Origin of the sequence: Curtobacterium sp. DN_7.5 (genome assembly GCF_022655355.1) — a bacterium.
GTDB classification, from domain to species: Bacteria; Actinomycetota; Actinomycetes; order Actinomycetales; family Microbacteriaceae; genus Curtobacterium; species Curtobacterium luteum.
In genome coordinates this window covers 923,114-937,869 of sequence record NZ_CP093378.1, presented here as the reverse complement: position 1 = coordinate 937,869, position 14,756 = coordinate 923,114, and the positions used below count along the sequence as shown (strand labels likewise).

Annotated in this window: 11 protein-coding genes and 1 tRNA gene; 4 read left to right on the top strand and 8 right to left on the bottom strand. The window is 72.0% G+C overall.

Features of this window, described 5'->3' with window-relative positions:
- Positions 1 to 2: 2 nt before the first annotated feature.
- The 5 genes from gatC to mnmA form a co-directional block, all read right to left on the bottom strand.
- Entirely contained in the window at positions 3 to 302 is a 300-nt protein-coding gene (gene gatC, locus MON03_RS04450; protein ID WP_175328571.1) for an Asp-tRNA(Asn)/Glu-tRNA(Gln) amidotransferase subunit GatC, read from the bottom strand.
- A 171-nt stretch (positions 303 to 473) separates the two neighbouring features.
- Positions 474 to 2,837 carry a transglycosylase domain-containing protein gene (locus MON03_RS04445; protein ID WP_242090742.1) on the bottom strand — a complete coding sequence of 788 codons (2,364 nt, stop codon included), beginning with the start codon at positions 2,835 to 2,837 and terminating at the stop codon, positions 474 to 476.
- A gap of 229 nt (positions 2,838 to 3,066) precedes the next feature.
- The gene (locus tag MON03_RS04440; protein ID WP_242090739.1) at positions 3,067 to 4,359 is read right to left on the bottom strand and encodes an alpha/beta hydrolase; all 1,293 of its coding nucleotides are present in this window, start codon (positions 4,357 to 4,359) and stop codon (positions 3,067 to 3,069) included.
- 251 nt (positions 4,360 to 4,610) lie between these two features.
- The gene (gene ligA / locus MON03_RS04435; RefSeq protein WP_242090737.1) at positions 4,611 to 6,986 is read right to left on the bottom strand and encodes an NAD-dependent DNA ligase LigA; all 2,376 of its coding nucleotides are present in this window, start codon (positions 6,984 to 6,986) and stop codon (positions 4,611 to 4,613) included.
- 134 nt (positions 6,987 to 7,120) lie between these two features.
- Positions 7,121 to 8,227 carry a tRNA 2-thiouridine(34) synthase MnmA gene (mnmA, locus tag MON03_RS04430; RefSeq protein WP_242090736.1) on the bottom strand — a complete coding sequence of 369 codons (1,107 nt, stop codon included), beginning with the start codon at positions 8,225 to 8,227 and terminating at the stop codon, positions 7,121 to 7,123.
- 38 nt (positions 8,228 to 8,265) lie between these two features.
- Between mnmA and MON03_RS04425 the strand changes: the two genes are divergently transcribed.
- From MON03_RS04425 to MON03_RS04415, 3 genes are all read left to right on the top strand, one after another.
- Positions 8,266 to 9,585 carry an MFS transporter gene (locus tag MON03_RS04425; protein ID WP_242090734.1) on the top strand — a complete coding sequence of 440 codons (1,320 nt, stop codon included), beginning with the start codon at positions 8,266 to 8,268 and terminating at the stop codon, positions 9,583 to 9,585.
- Positions 9,586 to 9,691: 106 nt separating this feature from the next.
- Positions 9,692 to 9,771: transfer RNA gene (locus tag MON03_RS04420), tRNA-Leu, on the top strand.
- A 127-nt stretch (positions 9,772 to 9,898) separates the two neighbouring features.
- Positions 9,899 to 10,594: a DedA family protein gene (locus MON03_RS04415; RefSeq protein ID WP_242090732.1), complete on the top strand. Its 696-nt coding sequence runs from the start codon at positions 9,899 to 9,901 to the stop codon at positions 10,592 to 10,594.
- A 153-nt stretch (positions 10,595 to 10,747) separates the two neighbouring features.
- On the opposite strand, the gene rdgB is transcribed toward MON03_RS04415, so the two are convergent.
- From rdgB to murI, 3 genes are read right to left on the bottom strand one after another with little or no spacing between them, the layout of a single operon-like run.
- Positions 10,748 to 11,344 carry an RdgB/HAM1 family non-canonical purine NTP pyrophosphatase gene (rdgB, locus tag MON03_RS04410; protein ID WP_242090730.1) on the bottom strand — a complete coding sequence of 199 codons (597 nt, stop codon included), beginning with the start codon at positions 11,342 to 11,344 and terminating at the stop codon, positions 10,748 to 10,750.
- Complete coding sequence (gene rph / locus MON03_RS04405) at positions 11,341 to 12,075, bottom strand: ribonuclease PH (RefSeq protein ID WP_242090728.1); 735 nt, start codon at positions 12,073 to 12,075, stop codon at positions 11,341 to 11,343. Before rph ends, rdgB begins: the two co-directional genes overlap by 4 nt.
- Positions 12,072 to 12,917 (bottom strand): glutamate racemase, encoded by an 846-nt coding sequence (gene murI, locus MON03_RS04400; RefSeq protein ID WP_031273766.1) that lies wholly within the window; start codon positions 12,915 to 12,917, stop codon positions 12,072 to 12,074. Before murI ends, rph begins: the two co-directional genes overlap by 4 nt.
- Before the next feature lie 587 nt (positions 12,918 to 13,504).
- On the opposite strand from murI, the gene MON03_RS04395 reads away from it, so the two are divergent.
- Entirely contained in the window at positions 13,505 to 14,755 is a 1,251-nt protein-coding gene (locus MON03_RS04395; protein ID WP_242091413.1) for a nicotinate phosphoribosyltransferase, read from the top strand.
- Position 14,756: the final 1 nt, after the last annotated feature.

Here is a 14,756-nt window from a genome sequence, read left to right as displayed (position 1 = left end):
CCTTACTGCTCTTCGCCGAGGATCGCGGTCACGCGGAACCGCTCGCCGTCGGAGTCGGGTGCGCCGGAGAGCGCCTGCTCCTGGGTGAGGGTCGCGCCGACCTCGTCCGGGCGGGTGACGTTCTCGAGCGGGACGGGGTGGCTCGTCGCCGGGACGTCGGGCGTCGCCACCTCGGTGACCCGGGCGACGCTCTCGACGATGTGCGAGAGCTCCCCCGTCATCTTCTCGATCTCGTCGGGCGTGAGTGCGATACGCGCGAGGCTCGCCAGGTGGGCGACCTGCTCGCTCGTGATGTCAGGCATGGTGCTCCGTCGATTGCGTTCGTGGGATGCGCACCAGTCTATTGCGGACGCTCGCCCCGCCCGCCCGCCGGGGGCGACCCTGTGGACGGACCGGGCCACGGGTCACCCGGTGCAGGAACCGACCGACCTGCGCGACCCGGGGAGGCGGGACCGGGCCGTGCCTCCCGGCCGTCAACCGCCGGACGTACCGCCCTTGCCCGACGTACCGCCCGCGTCCGTCCCGCCGCTCGTCCCGGGCGCTGCCGCAGCGGTGGGCGCAGCCGGTGCTCCCGTCTGCTGCTGCCCCGGCTGCTGCGTCCCCGTCGTCGACTGGTCGCCCGGCGTGGCCGGCGTCCCCGTCCCGTCGCCCGACTGCGATCCGGACGACGACGAAGAAGACGACGAGGACGACGAAGACGACGACACGTGCCCGATCATCGCCGGGTCCGGCGTGGGGAGGGCGTCGCCGCCGTAGTGCCCGTCGAGGTAGGTCATCATCTGCTTGCCGACGCCGAACTTCGCGCTGTACCCGGTCGTGCCCTGCAGGAACGGCGTGTTCGCGAGCCCGACGTTCCCCTGCACGTTGCCGATCCAGGTGGCGTTCGTGTACTTCGTGGTCGACGCGACGAGCCAGTTCTGCACGTCGCCGTCGGTCGTCCCGGTCTTCGCGAACTTCGGCGTCGCGTCGCCCGGGTTCGCGCTGGCCGCGGTGCCGTTGCCCTTGAGGACCCCCTGCAGCGCGTAGTCGACCGTCCCGGCGACCGCGGGGTCGACGCCCTGCGTGCAGGAGGACTTCGTCGGCGTGATCTTCGTGCCGTCCGCCTCGGTCACCGAGTCGATCGCGGTCGGGGTGCACACGACACCGCCGTTCGCGAACCCGGCGTACGCCTCGGCGAGGTCGATCGGCGACAGGTTGTTCGTGCCGAGGATCATCGACGGCACGGAGCTGATCTTCCCGCCGTTCGCGAGGTGGATCCCCATGTTGGCCGCGAGCTTGGCGATGGTGCACAGGTCGAGCTGCTTGCCCATCGCCGCGAACGCGGTGTTGATCGACTCGCTCGTCGCGTCCTGCACGGTCATCGAGGACGGCACCGCTTCGGCGTTGGCGACGTTCCAGTTCGGCCCGGCGATGTTCACGCACGAGTTCGTGAACTCCGAGGTCGGGTACGAGTGCTCGGTCGTGCCGACGCTGTCGCTCAGCGTGTGTCCGGTCGCCAGCCACTCGGCCAGGGTGAACACCTTGAAGGTCGAGCCGGTCTGGAACCCGCCGGAGTTCCCGTACGCCGTGTCCGCGCTGTAGTTCACCGCGGTGGTGCCGGGCGCACTGCTGTCGCCCTGCGTGTAGGCGGTGTTCTGCACCATCGACAGGATCCGTCCGGTGCCCGGTTCGACCGTGACGTTCGAGCCGCCCACGTCGACGCCCGCCATCGTCGCGGGGACGTACGCGGACAGGGACGACTGCGCCTGGCTCTGCAGGTCGAGGTCGAGCGAGGTGTGGATCTGCAGGCCCTTGGTGTCGAGCGTCGCGATGCGCTCGGCCAGGGTCTTCCCGAACGCCGGGTCCTGCAGCACCTCGTCGCGGACGTAGTCGCAGAAGTAGCCGGCGTCGTACGACGTGGCGGCCGTCGAGCACCCGTTCGCGGTCGCGGTGATGTGCGGCTGCACCGGCGTCGCGATCGCGGCCGTCATCTGCGCCTTCGTGATCGAGTGGTGCGCCTCCATGCGGCGGAGGACGTAGTCGCGGCGCTCCTTCGTCAGCGCGTACCCGTTCGCCGTGCCGTTGTCCTTGTCGTTCGGCTCGTCGATGCGCAGGTTCGACGGGTTGTTGAGGATCGCGACGAGCGTCGCGGACTGCACGAGCGAGAGGTCCTTCGCGTGGACCCCGAAGTAGTACTCCGCGCCGGCCTCGGCGCCGTAGACCCGGCCGCCGAGTCCCACGATGTTGAGGTAGCCCGTGAGGATCTGGTCCTTCGAGTACTTCTTGTTGACCGCGATCGCGTAGCGCATCTCCTGCAGCTTGCGCTGCGGCGTCACGCCCGCGGCGTCCTGGTAGCAGGCGTCGACCTTCGCCTGCGTCTGCGCGGCGGTCTTCCCGGTCAGCGACTCGCACTGCTGCACGAGCACGTTCTTGACGTACTGCTGCGTGATGCTGGAACCACCCTGCACGTCGCCGCCGACGGCGGTCGCCGCTGCGCCGCGGAGGGTGCCGATGACGTCGATGCCGCCCTCGTCGTAGAAGCGCGGGTCCTCGGTGTCGACAGCCGCCTCCTTGAGGCTGTCGGCCATCTGCGCGCTCGTGACGTTGGTGCGGTTCTCCGCGTAGAAGGAGGCGATCTTGACCTGCTGGCCGCCCTTGGTCGCGTAGACGGTGGACACCTGCTGCGGCGTCTGGATGTCGAGGTAGTCCGGCAGGTCCTCGAAGAAGGACGCCGCGCCGGACGCGCCCTCACCGACCACGGCCACGGCGGGCGTGACGGCGACGGTCACGAGCATGCCCGCGAGCACGGACATGCCGAGGAACGTCAGGAGGGCAGCCGGCCACCGCATCACACGCATGGCGAGCACGCTAGGTGGGTGCCCTGGGTTGGTTCTGGCGCGGAACCACCGCAGACTGCACCGTCGCACAGGTTCCCGCTCAGGCAGCGGGTGGCGCGGCTCGCGCCCTGCACGGGACGGGGATCCGGACGGGAGGCACGGTGCCGGTCCGTCGGGTCGGTCGGCGGTCACGATCTGGTCACGACGGGACCGTGGCGGTGGCGGTGACCGCTGGTGGCGCCGTGCGCGATCAGTCGCGCGGCTGGAGGTCCTGCGGACGCACGAGGTACATGTCCGGGGTCCCCGGCACGCCGTCGCCGCTGGGCCCCTCGCCGCGGCGCAGCTGCTCGCGCACGAGGTCACCGCGGCCGACCGCGATGAGTGCGACGTCGTGCAGGGAAGCCGTCCCGGGCTTGAGGTAGTCGTTGTGGCCCGAGGGACGCCGGAAGACGTCCCCCGCGGCGTCGGTGTCGGCACTGGCCGCGAGGTCGAGCGATGTCGACCCGAAGGACGCCGACCCGGGATCGGTACCGAAGTACCCGGAGCCCGCGATCGGGTCGCTGTGCGCACCGCCGACGAAGACCTCGCCCGACGTCACCGCCAGTTGCGAGGCGTGCCGCACCGAGCTGCCGGGCGACCCGAGCACCGTGAGGCTGTCCGCCTCCATCCGTCCCGATGCGAGTGCGATGAGCGCCGTGGTCGACCCGTAGGAGTGCGCCACGATGTTGAGCCGCGGCTGCTCGGCACCGCGGACCGTGCGCAGCCCGTCGACGGCCCGTTCGAGCCGCTCGGCGCCGGTCTGCGCGAGCCCGAGCGACAGGATGTTCGACAGGTCCGGCGTGCGGTAGCCCATCCACGCCACGACGGCCACCCCGTTGCCGTGCCCCGGGACGGCGACGGGCGCGAGCGTGGCCTGCTCCGAGGCGAGGTCGTTCGCGGTGTCGGTGAAGTCCGTCATCTGCCCGGTGACGGTGAAGAACATCCCGGGCACGACCACCGTGACGTCGGCCGCCGTGTCGAGGTCGCCGATCGCGATCGCCGCACGCCCTGCGCCCCGCGTGTCCAGGGTGATCAGGGAACGGCGGGGGTCCCCCGGCTCCGACTCGAGCGACTTCCGGACCTGGCCCAGCATCGCGGTCTCGGCGGGCGGGGTCGTCCGATCGGCGAGTTCCGCGGTCATCGTGACGCGGTTCGCGCGGTCCCGCACGTCGTAGGGCACGCCCTCGAGGTTCCCCACGACCGACGGTGCGAGCGTCTCGAGCACCTGGTGCTCGTCGTGGTCGAGTCCGGCCCACCACGTCGCGACCTCGGCGGCGGTCGGCGGGTCGTCCTGCACGGTGGTGACGACGGCGGCGTCCGTGGCGATCCGGCGGAGGTCGGCGGGCGACACCGACACGAGTGCGTCCAGGAACGCGGCGCCCCGGGCGTGGGCGATCGCATCGACGTCGAGCTGGCCACCGGTCGGCTGCACGAGCGGGACGGTCGGGTCGTCGTGGACGGCGCCGACCGTGTGCACGACGACCGCGGGGACGGACGTGGGCACGGCAGGAGCCTCGACCACTCCCAGCGAGTGCATCGAGGCGGTGAGCAGAGCCGCGGCGATGAGCAGCAATCGGGTCTCCCCCGGGAAGGCCGTCCCGTCGCCTCCCTGCAGACGACGGGTGATGCTCGCTCGAGTCTACGGAAGACGGCCGATCTGGGAACATGCCCGCTGCAACTTGCCCCCCGTTCTGGGTGGACGGCGGGGTGTGCCGCTCCTGGTGGACAGGACCGGCCCGTGCTCCTGAGGGTGGCTCAGCCTTCCGGGGCCCCCTGCTCGTCGGGTGCGGAGGCGTCGGCGGGGGCATCGGTGGGAACGTCCGCGAGGGCGTCCGGGCCCTCGGTGACGAGCAGCCGGAACTGCTCCGCGTCGATGACCCGCACCCCGAGCTGTTCGGCCTTCGTCAGTTTCGAGCCGGCCCCGGGACCGGCGGCGACGAAGTCGGTCTTCTTGCTGACACTCGATGCCGCCTTGCCACCGGCGGCCATGATCGCCTCGAGCGCACCCTCCCGCGTGTACCCCTCGAGGCTCCCGGTGGCGACCACGGTGACCCCGGCCAGGACGCCGCCCTCCGCCGCCGCGGCACCGGGCCCCGGGTGGTCCGGGATCGCGAAGCGCACGCCGGCGGCGGTCCACCGCTCGACGATCTCGCGGTGCCAGTCGACCTCGAACCACGACAGGAGCGCATCCGCGATGATGCCACCGACCCCGTCGACCGCGGCGAGGTCGTCGCGGGAGGCCGCGCGGACGGCGTCGAGCGACCCGAAGTGCGACGCGAGCGCCCGGGCCGCGACCGGTCCGACGTGGCGGATGTTCAGCGCGACGAGCAGCCGCCAGAGGTCCTTCGTCTTCGCGGCGTCGATGTTCGCGAGCATCTCGAACGCGTTCTTCGACGGGTACCGGCTCGGCTCGCCGGTGTGGTCGGCCCCACGGGCGTCCGGGTCGAACGGGGGATCGGTCTTCTTGCGCGCCCGGCTGAACGGCGTGACGCGCTTCGGGACCCCGGCGTCGTCGACCTTCTGCATGCCGGTCTCAGCGTCGCGGACGATGACCTCGATCGGGACGATGTCCTCCATCGTGAGGTCGAACAACCCGGCCTCGGTCACGAGCGGCGGGGTCTCCGGGTGCAGCGGCTGCGTCAGGGCGGCCGCCGCGACCTCGCCGAGCCCCTCGATGTCGAGGGCGCCCCGAGAGGCGATGTGCTCGACACGACCCCGCACCTGCGCCGGGCAGCTCTTCGCGTTCGGGCACCGCAGGTCCTTGTCGCCCTCCTTGGCGGGAGCGAGCGGTGTGCCGCACTCGGGGCAGTCGGCGGGCATGACGAACTCGCGCTCGGTGCCGTCCCGCAGCTCGACGACCGGGCCGAGGACCTCCGGGATGACGTCCCCGGCCTTCCGCAGCACCACGGTGTCGCCGATGAGGACGCCCTTGGCCTTGACGACGTCCTGGTTGTGCAGCGTCGCCTGCCGCACGACGGACCCGGCGACCTCGGCCGGCTCCATCGACGCGAACGGCGTGGCGCGGCCGGTCCGTCCGACGCTCACGACGATGTCGAGGAGCTTCGTGTGGACCTCTTCCGGCGGGTACTTGTAGGCGATCGCCCAGCGCGGGGCGCGGGAGGTCGAGCCGAGTTCCTCGTGCAGGGCGAGGTCGTCGACCTTGATCACGACACCGTCGATCTGGTGCTCGACGCTCGCACGACGGTCGCCCGTGGACCGGACGAAGCCGAGGACCTCGTCGACGGTGTCGAACACGCGGTAGTGGGTGCTCGTCGGCAGGCCCCAGGTCTGCAGCAGCTCGTACACCTCGGACTGGGAGCGGGCGTCGGTCTCGCGTTCGAGCTCCCGCACCGGCCACGCCCCGATGCCGTGCACCAGCATCCGGAGCCGCCGCAGTCGGTCGACCATGAGGGCGCGCTTCGCCTCGGACTTGCCCTCCTCCTTCTGGCGGAGCGAACCGGCGGCGGCGTTGCGCGGGTTGGCGAAGACCTTCTCGCCGGCTTCACGCTGTCGGGCGTTGAGCTCGTCGAACTCGGCGACCGGGAAGAAGATCTCGCCCCGGACCTCGACGAGGGGCGGGTGCCCGGTCCCCGCGAGCCGGTCCGGGATCGTCCCCATGGTCCGGACGTTGCCCGTGACGTCCTCGCCCACGACGCCGTCGCCGCGGGTGGCGGCCGAGACCAGGCGGCCGTCCTCGTAGCGGAGGTTGATCGCGAGTCCGTCGATCTTGAGCTCGGTGAGCCACCGCACGCGCTCGGCTCCGGCGTCGCGCTCGACCTTGGTCGCCCACTCGGTCAGCTCGTCGGGGCTGAAGACGTTGTCGAGGCTCAGCATGCGCTCGGCGTGCTCGACCGGTGCGAACTGGGTCGTCTGCGCCTGCCCGCCGACGGTCTGCGTGGGGCTGTCCTCGGTGAGCAGCTCGGGGTGGAGTTCCTCGATCGCGGCGAGCCGGCGCTGCAGGGCGTCGTAGTCGGCGTCGGACGCGGTCGAGGCGTTGCCCTCGTAGTACTCGTGCCGCAGCTCGGCGATGCGGGCACGGAGCCGCTCGACCTCGCGCGCGAACTGGGCGGCGTCGAGGTCGGCGGGCGCCGTCGTCTCGAACGTGGCGTCGTCGGGCGTGCTGTCGCTCATGCCTCCAGTTCTACCGGCAACCACCGACCGGACGCGCAGGCACCGCCCACCCCGGGAGCGCCGCAGCGCCCGCGCGCGCCCACGCCTGCCCGCCGCGCGCGCCCACGCCTGCCCGCCGTGCGCGACCGTCGCGCTCAGGCGTCGACCGGCACCGCCGACACCGTGCTGTCGATCGTGCACTGCCCGAGCACCCGCGTGCCGACGTAGACGACCGCCGTCTGCCCGGGCGCGACGCCCGAGAGCGGCTCGTCGACGTCGATCACCAGGTGCCCCTCCGACACCCGCGCCGTCGCCGGCACCGGGTCGGCGTGCGCGCGGATCTGCACGTCGCACGCGAACGGCACCGTCGGGTCCGCCGGCGCCGTGCCCGCCCACGTGAAGCGCGCGCCGGACATCGAGGTGACGTCGAGCGCCTCCTTCGGGCCGACCACGACCGTGTTGTCCTTCGGACGGATCTCCAGCACGAACCGGGGCTTGCCGTCCGGTGCGGGACGACCGAGGTGCAGGCCTCGACGCTGCCCGACGGTGTAGCCGGTCGCGCCCTGGTGCTCCCCCACGACCGTGCCGTCGCGCTCGACGACGTCACCGGGGGCGGTGCCCACGCGGTCCGCGAGCCAGCCGCGGGTGTCGCCGTCGGGGATGAAGCAGATGTCGTACGAGTCCGGCTTCTGCGCCACGGTCAGCCCGCGGGCGGCAGCCTCGGCGCGGACCTCGTCCTTCGAGGGGGTCGCCCCGAGCGGGAACATCGCGTGCTGCAGCTGCTCGGCGGTCAGCACCCCGAGGACGTACGACTGGTCCTTCGCCCACGCCGCCGCGCGGTGGAGCTCCCGCGAGCCGTCGGACCCGGTGACGATCGAGGCGTAGTGCCCCGTGGCGACCGCGTCGAACCCGAGGGCGAGCGCCTTCTCGAGCAGCGCCGCGAACTTGATCCGCTCGTTGCACCGCATGCAGGGGTTCGGCGTGCGGCCGGCCTGGTACTCGGCCACGAAGTCGTCGACGACGTCCTCCTTGAACCGCGCCGAGAAGTCCCACACGTAGTACGGGATGCCGAGCACCGAGGCCGCGCGCTGGGCGTCCATCGAGTCCTCGATCGTGCAGCAGCCGCGGCTCCCGGTGCGGAGCGTCCCCGGCATCCGGCTGAGGGCGAGGTGCACCCCCACCACGTCGTGTCCGGCGTCGACGGCCCGCGCCGCCGCGACCGCCGAGTCGACGCCACCGCTCATCGCTGCCAGTACTCGCATGCATCCAGGGTAAGCACCGGCGTACCGTTGTGCGAACGATGCCCTCCGAGACCCCCGCCTTCGACCTCCGGGCGGTCGTCCTGTCCGGCTTCCTCCCCGCTGCCCTGTTCGCGATCGGCGAGGGAGCGATCATCCCCATCATCCCCATCGCCGCGGACAACCTCGGTGCCGGGCTCGCGTTCGCGGGCTTCGTCGCGTCGCTCATCCTCGTCGGCGAGCTCATCGGCGACGTGCCCTCGGGCGTCGTCGTCGGACGGATCGGCGAGCGGAACGCGATGATCGGCGCGGCCGTGGTGTCCGTGGTCGGCCTCCTGGTGTGCACGTGGGCCCCGAACCCGTGGGTGCTCGCCGTCGGCGTGTTCCTCGTCGGCGTCTCGACGGCGGTGTTCGCGCTCGCCCGGCACGCGTACATGACGACCGCGATCCCGGTGCACGTCCGGGCCCGGGCGCTGTCCAGCCTCGGCGGTGTGTTCCGCTTCGGCTACTTCGTCGGGCCGTTCATCGCGGCCGGGGTCGTCCACCTGACGGGAACCACGCAGAGCGCGTTCTGGATCCACATCACCTGCTGCCTGCTCGCGGCCGTGGTGCTCCTCGTCATCCGCGACCCGGCGACCGGCGCACGCGGCTTCCGGAAGCCGCACCGCGCCTCCAGGCCGACCACGCCGGACGCGACCACAGCGAGCGCCGCGACCGCCGCGACCACAGCGACCGAGCCGCCTGCCGACACCGGCGCACAGTTCGTGCAGGACGAAGCGCACGGCCTCTTCCGCACCATCCGCACGCACCGGAAGGTGCTGCTGCGCCTCGGCAGCGGCGCCGGCCTGATCGGCGCGCTCCGCGCCGGGAGGCAGGTCATCCTGCCCCTCTGGGCCGTGAGCGTCGGCCTCGACGACTCGACCGCCGCGCTCGTCATCGGCATCGCGGGGGCCGTCGACTTCGCACTCTTCTACACGAGCGGGCAGATCATGGACCGGTGGGGACGGCTCGCGAGCGCCCTGCCGTGCATGGTCGGCCTCGCCCTGAGCTACTTCCTGCTCGCCTGGTCCGGACACCTCGAAACCCGGGTCGGCTGGTTCGTCGGGATCGCGATCGGGATGTCGCTCGCGAACGGCGTCGGCTCGGGCATCCTCATGACGCTCGGGGCCGACCTCGCCCCGCGGGACCACCCGGCGCCGTTCCTCGGTGCGTGGCGCTTCACGGGCGACTTCGGCTCGGCGGCGGCGCCGCTGCTCATCTCGGGGGTCACCGCCGTCGCCTCCATCGCGGTCGCGAGCGGGGTGATGGGCGTGCTCGGGCTCGTCGGCGCGGGGGTGCTGCTGCGGTACGTCCCGCGGTACCTCCCCCGACGGCTGCGCTGACGGGCGCTGCGCGCGACGTCCGTCGCGTCCGGCGGACCGTCCACCCGGCCTGGAGGCACGGTGTGCGTCCGCCCCGCTGGCACCGCTCGGTAGACTGCCGCTGCTCGCGGGAGTGGTGGAATTGGTAGACACGCAGGATTTAGGTTCCTGTGCCCCGGCGTGAGGGTTCGAGTCCCTCCTTCCGCACGACAGACGGTTCTCCGCACGATGCCCGCGAACTCATACCCTCGGCGGATGGTCCGGACACCCGGGGACGGTACCCTCGCATCAGCGGGGTCGTCCTCGTGTCCCCGCCCGCCCGACCGGAAGAACCATGCACTCCGTCGCTCTCGCCCTGATCCCCTGGCTGGATCCGCAGTACATCCTCGACCACTTCGGGGCAGTCGCCGTGCTCGTCGTCTGCGCGATCATCTTCGCCGAGACCGGCCTGCTCGTCGGGTTCATCTTCCCCGGCGACAGCCTCCTCGTCATCACCGGCCTCTTCGCGTTCGACCGCGGTGGTGCGATCGGCGGCATCCCGATCTGGGTCGCGGCCCTCATGATCGCGGCGTCGGCGTTCCTCGGCGGTGAGCTCGGGTACTACATCGGCAAGAAGGCCGGCCCGCCGATCTTCGAGCGCAAGGAGAGCGGCCTGTTCTCCAAGGCGAACGCCGACCGGACGAACGCGTTCTTCCACCGTTTCGGACCGCTCGCGGTGATCCTCGCCCGCTTCGTGCCCGTCGTGCGCACGTTCCTGCCGATCGCGGCCGGTGTCGGCCGGATGAACTACAAGAAGTACTCGCTCTACAACGCGGTCGGCGCCGTCATCTGGGGAGTCGGGGTCACGTTCCTCGGCTTCGCCCTGGGGACGATCCCCGTCGTCGGGGACCTGGTCCGGAACTACATCGACGTCATCCTGCTCGCCGCGGTCGTCGTCACCGTCGTGCCGATGGCGCTGACCTTCATCCGCAACTCCCGCAAGGCCAAGCACGCCGAGGAGCAGCAGCAGGCCGAGGTCGAGCCGCAGTAGCACGCGGGCGCGCGTTCGCCTCCGCACGTTCGCCTTCGCGGGCGCCCCTTCGCACAACCAAAGTCACCCCGCACCGCGTGATCACGTGGTTCGGGGTGACTTTGGTTGTGCGCGGGCGGTCGGCACCGGATGCCGCGCACCGCGACCGCCCGACTACTCCGCGCCGAAGTACTCCCGCACGATCGGTGCGATGCCGCGGAACGCCTTCGACCGGTGGCTCAGCGCGTTCTTCTCGTCGCGGGTGAGCTCCGCCGAGGTCCGGTCGGCGTCGTCCGGCCGGAACACCGGGTCGTACCCGTGCCCGCCGTCGCCGATCGGCTCGGTCGTGACCTCGCCGTTCCACACCGCCTCGAACACGTGCTCGGTGCCGTCCGGCGTCACGAACGCCGCGGCGCAGACGAAGGCGGCGGTCCGCTCCACGACGCCCTCGAGGTTCTGCAGCAGCAGCGCGATGTTGTCCGCGTCGACCCGGGTGCCGGCGTACCGGGCCGAGTGGATGCCGGGCGCTCCGCCGAGTGCGTCCACCGCGATGCCCGAGTCGTCGGCGAGCGCCGGTAGCCCCGTGTGCGCGACCGCGGCACGCGCCTTGATGAGCGCGTTCGCGGCGTACGAGTCGCCGTCCTCGACCGGCTCCGGTCCGTCGTAGCCGACGAGCTCCACGCCCGCCCCGAGGGCGTCGCCGAGGATGTCCCGGAGTTCGACGAGCTTGCCGGCGTTGTGGCTGGCGAGGACGACGCGACGCTCGGTCACGAGGTCAGCCCCAGCACCTCGCGCTGGATCGCGGCGAGCGACGCGTTGCCCGCGAGCCCCAGGTCGAGCAGCGTGTTGAACTCGTCGCGGTCGAACGGCGCGTGTTCGGCGGTGCCCTGGACCTCGATGAACTTCCCCGAGCCGGTGGTGACGATGTTCATGTCGGTGTCGGCCGCCGAGTCCTCGGTGTACGCGAGGTCGAGCATCGGCTCTCCCTTGACGATGCCGACCGAGATGGCCTGCACGCTGTCGGTCAGCGGGGTGGCCTTCTTGGCGATGAACCCCCGGTCGCGGCCCCACTCGATCGCGTCCGCCATGGCGACGTACGCGCCGGTGATCGATGCCGTCCGGGTCCCGCCGTCGGCCTGCAGCACGTCGCAGTCGATCACGAGGGTGTTCTCGCCGAGTGCCTTGGTGTCGACGACGGCCCGGAGGGAACGGCCGACGAGCCGGGAGATCTCGTGGGTCCGCCCGCCGACGCGGCCCTTGATCGACTCGCGCTGCATCCGCTCGTTCGTCGAGCGCGGCAGCATCGAGTACTCGGCGGTGACCCACCCGGTGCCCTTGCCGGCGAGCCAGCGCGGGACGCCGTTCGTGAAGGACGCCGTGCAGAGCACCTTGGTGTTGCCGAACGCGATGAGCGCGCTGCCCTCGGCCTGCGTGCTCCACCCCCGCTCGATGGTGACGGGGCGGTGGTCGGAGGCGCTGCGGCCGTCGATGCGGGTGCTCATGGGGTCCTTTCGGTGTGGGGCAGCAGGATGGCCCCGGTCTGGAGGTGGCCGACGCTCGAGACCTCGGGTCCGAGGAAGCGCCGGGCGAGCCGGATGAAGCCGTTCTTGTCGTCGCCGGTCGCCTCGAAGGCGTAGGTCGGCGGCTCCGGTGCGGTGCGTTCGAGTCCGTGTTCGACGAGGCGCCGGTAGACGTCGTTCGCGGTCTCCTCGGCGCTCGAGACGAGCGTCACGTCCGGGCCCACGACGTATTGGATCGCGGCGGACATGAGCGGGTAGTGCGTGCAGCCGAGCACGAGGGTGTCGACGTCGGCGGCCCGGATCGGTGCCAGGTACTGCTCGGCGACCGTGCGGAGCGCCGGGGACGAGGTGTCGCCGGCCTCGACGAACTCGACGAACCGCGGGCAGGCGGCGAGCGACAGGGTGACGTCGGCCGCGACCGCGAAGGCGTCCTCGTAGGCGCGGGAGGCGATGGTGCCGACCGTGCCGATCACGCCGACGCGACCGGTGCGGGTCTGCTTGACGGCGGCTCGGGCGGCGGGCTGGATGACCTCGACCACCGGGATGCCGTACGCCTGCTCGTACCGCTCACGGGCGTCGCGGAGCACCGCGGAGGACGCCGTGTTGCACGCGATGACGAGGGCCTTCACGCCCTCCTCCACGAGGTCGTCCATCACCTCGAGGGCGTAGCGGCGGACGTCCGCGATACGCTTCGGGCCGTACGGCGAGTGCAGGGTGTCCCCGACGTACCGGATGCTCTCGCGGGGCAGCTGGTCGATGATCGCCCGCGCCACCGTCAGCCCACCGACCCCGCTGTCGAAGACTCCGATCGGTGCATCCGTCACGGTGACCAGCGTACCGACGCGAGCCGACCGTCCGACACGGCCCGTGCCTCCCGTCCGGCGCCGCACCGTGCGGGGCAGGCGCGGCGCCTGCCTCGCACCGTGCGAGGCAGGCGCCGCACGGTGCGAGGTTCCCCACACCGTGCGACCCGCGAAAGGTGCCACCGTGTGCGAAACCTCGCACGCTCCGTCGCCCCGCGACCGCACCTCGCACCGTGCGAGGTGCGCCCGGCGCCCCCTCGCACCGTGCGAGTGGGCGCCGCACCGTGCGAGGCCGCACACACCGTGCGACCCGCGAAAGGTGCCACCGTGTGCGAAACCTCGCACGCCGAACCGATCACCCGGCCCGACCCGACCCGACCACCCGACGCAGCCCGACCCGACCACCCCACGCGCCTCGACCCGACCACCCGACGCGGCCCGACCGCCCGACGCGGCCCGAGCGCCCGACGCGGCCCCAGCACCCGACACAGCACCCGACCACCCAACGCGCCCCGACCACCCGACGCAACCCGCGCCTCCCGACCGACCCCTGCCGTAGTGTCGGGGAGGTGACCAGCGCGCTCCTCACGGACCAGTACGAACTCACCATGGTGGACGCCGCACTGAAGGACGGCACCGCCGACCGTCGGTGCGTGTTCGAGGTGTTCACCCGACGGCTGCCGGACGGACGCCGCTACGGCGTCGCGGCGGGCCTCGGCCGGTTCCTCACCGCACTCGGCGACTTCCGCTTCGGTGACGAGGAGATCGGCTTCCTCCGCGACCGCGGCGTCATCGACGCGGGCACGGCACACTGGCTCGCCGACTACCGCTTCACCGGGAACGTCCGCGCCTACCGCGAGGGCGAGGTCTTCTTCCCGAACTCGCCCGTCCTCCAGATCGAGGGCACCTTCGCCGAGGCCGTCGTGCTCGAGACCCTCGCACTGAGCATCTGCAACGCGGACTCCGCGATCGCGAGCGCCGCCGCGCGCATGGTGTCCGCCGCCGACCACCGCCCCCTCGCCGAGATGGGCTCCCGCCGCACGGGCGAGTGGAACGCGGTCGCCGCCGCCCGCGCCGCGTACATCGCCGGGTTCGGCGCGACGAGCAACCTCGAGGCCGGTCGCACGTGGGGCATCCCGACGATGGGCACCGCCGCGCACGCGTTCACGCTCCTGCACGACTCGGAGGAGGCCGCGTTCCGCTCCCAGCTCGACGCCCTCGGCGAGGGGACGACCCTCCTCGTCGACACCTACGACATCGAAGCGGCCGTGAAGACCGCGGTCCGCCTCACCGACGGCAAGCTCGGTGCCGTGCGCATCGACTCCGGTGACCTGCCGTCCGTCGTCGCCGCGGTCCGCGCGCAGCTCGACCGGCTCGGCGCCACCGGGACGAAGATCACGGTGACGAACGACCTCGACGAGTACACGATCGCGGCGCTCCGGGCAGCGCCGGTCGACTCCTACGGCGTCGGCACCTCGGTGGTCTCCGGTTCCGGGCACCCGGCTGCCGGCATGGTGTTCAAGCTCGTGGCACACCGCGACGCCGCTGACGAGGCCTGGGTCCCGGTCGCGAAGAAGTCCGCCGACAAGGCGTCGACCGGCGGCCGCAAGGAGGCCGGACGGCGGCTCCGCAACGGCGTGGCCACCGCCGAGGTTGTCCTGACCCAGGGCGCGGTCGGGCCGGACGAACGGCCGCTGCTCGTCCCGGTGGTCACGGACGGCGAGGTCGACCCGGCCTTCCTCGGGAGCGCCGGCGTGGAGGCGGCCCGCAAGCACCACCGGATGGCGAAGGCCGAGCTCCCTGCCGATGCTGCTCGCATCGGACGGGGCGACCCGGCCATCCCCACGCTGGTCATCTGAC

What these genes read in the sequence shown, in the direction of transcription:
- gatC (WP_175328571.1), bottom strand. Translation starts at nt 302, where the DNA reads ATGCCTGACATCACGAGCGAGCAGGTCGCCCACCTGGCGAGCCTCGCG.
- MON03_RS04445 (WP_242090742.1), bottom strand. Translation starts at nt 2,837, where the DNA reads ATGCGTGTGATGCGGTGGCCGGCTGCCCTCCTGACGTTCCTCGGCATG.
- ligA (WP_242090737.1), bottom strand. Translation starts at nt 6,986, where the DNA reads ATGAGCGACAGCACGCCCGACGACGCCACGTTCGAGACGACGGCGCCC.
- mnmA (WP_242090736.1), bottom strand. Translation starts at nt 8,227, where the DNA reads ATGCGAGTACTGGCAGCGATGAGCGGTGGCGTCGACTCGGCGGTCGCG.
- MON03_RS04425 (WP_242090734.1), top strand. Translation starts at nt 8,266, where the DNA reads ATGCCCTCCGAGACCCCCGCCTTCGACCTCCGGGCGGTCGTCCTGTCC.
- MON03_RS04415 (WP_242090732.1), top strand. Translation starts at nt 9,899, where the DNA reads ATGCACTCCGTCGCTCTCGCCCTGATCCCCTGGCTGGATCCGCAGTAC.
- rph (WP_242090728.1), bottom strand. Translation starts at nt 12,075, where the DNA reads ATGAGCACCCGCATCGACGGCCGCAGCGCCTCCGACCACCGCCCCGTC.
- MON03_RS04395 (WP_242091413.1), top strand. Translation starts at nt 13,505, where the DNA reads ATGGTGGACGCCGCACTGAAGGACGGCACCGCCGACCGTCGGTGCGTG.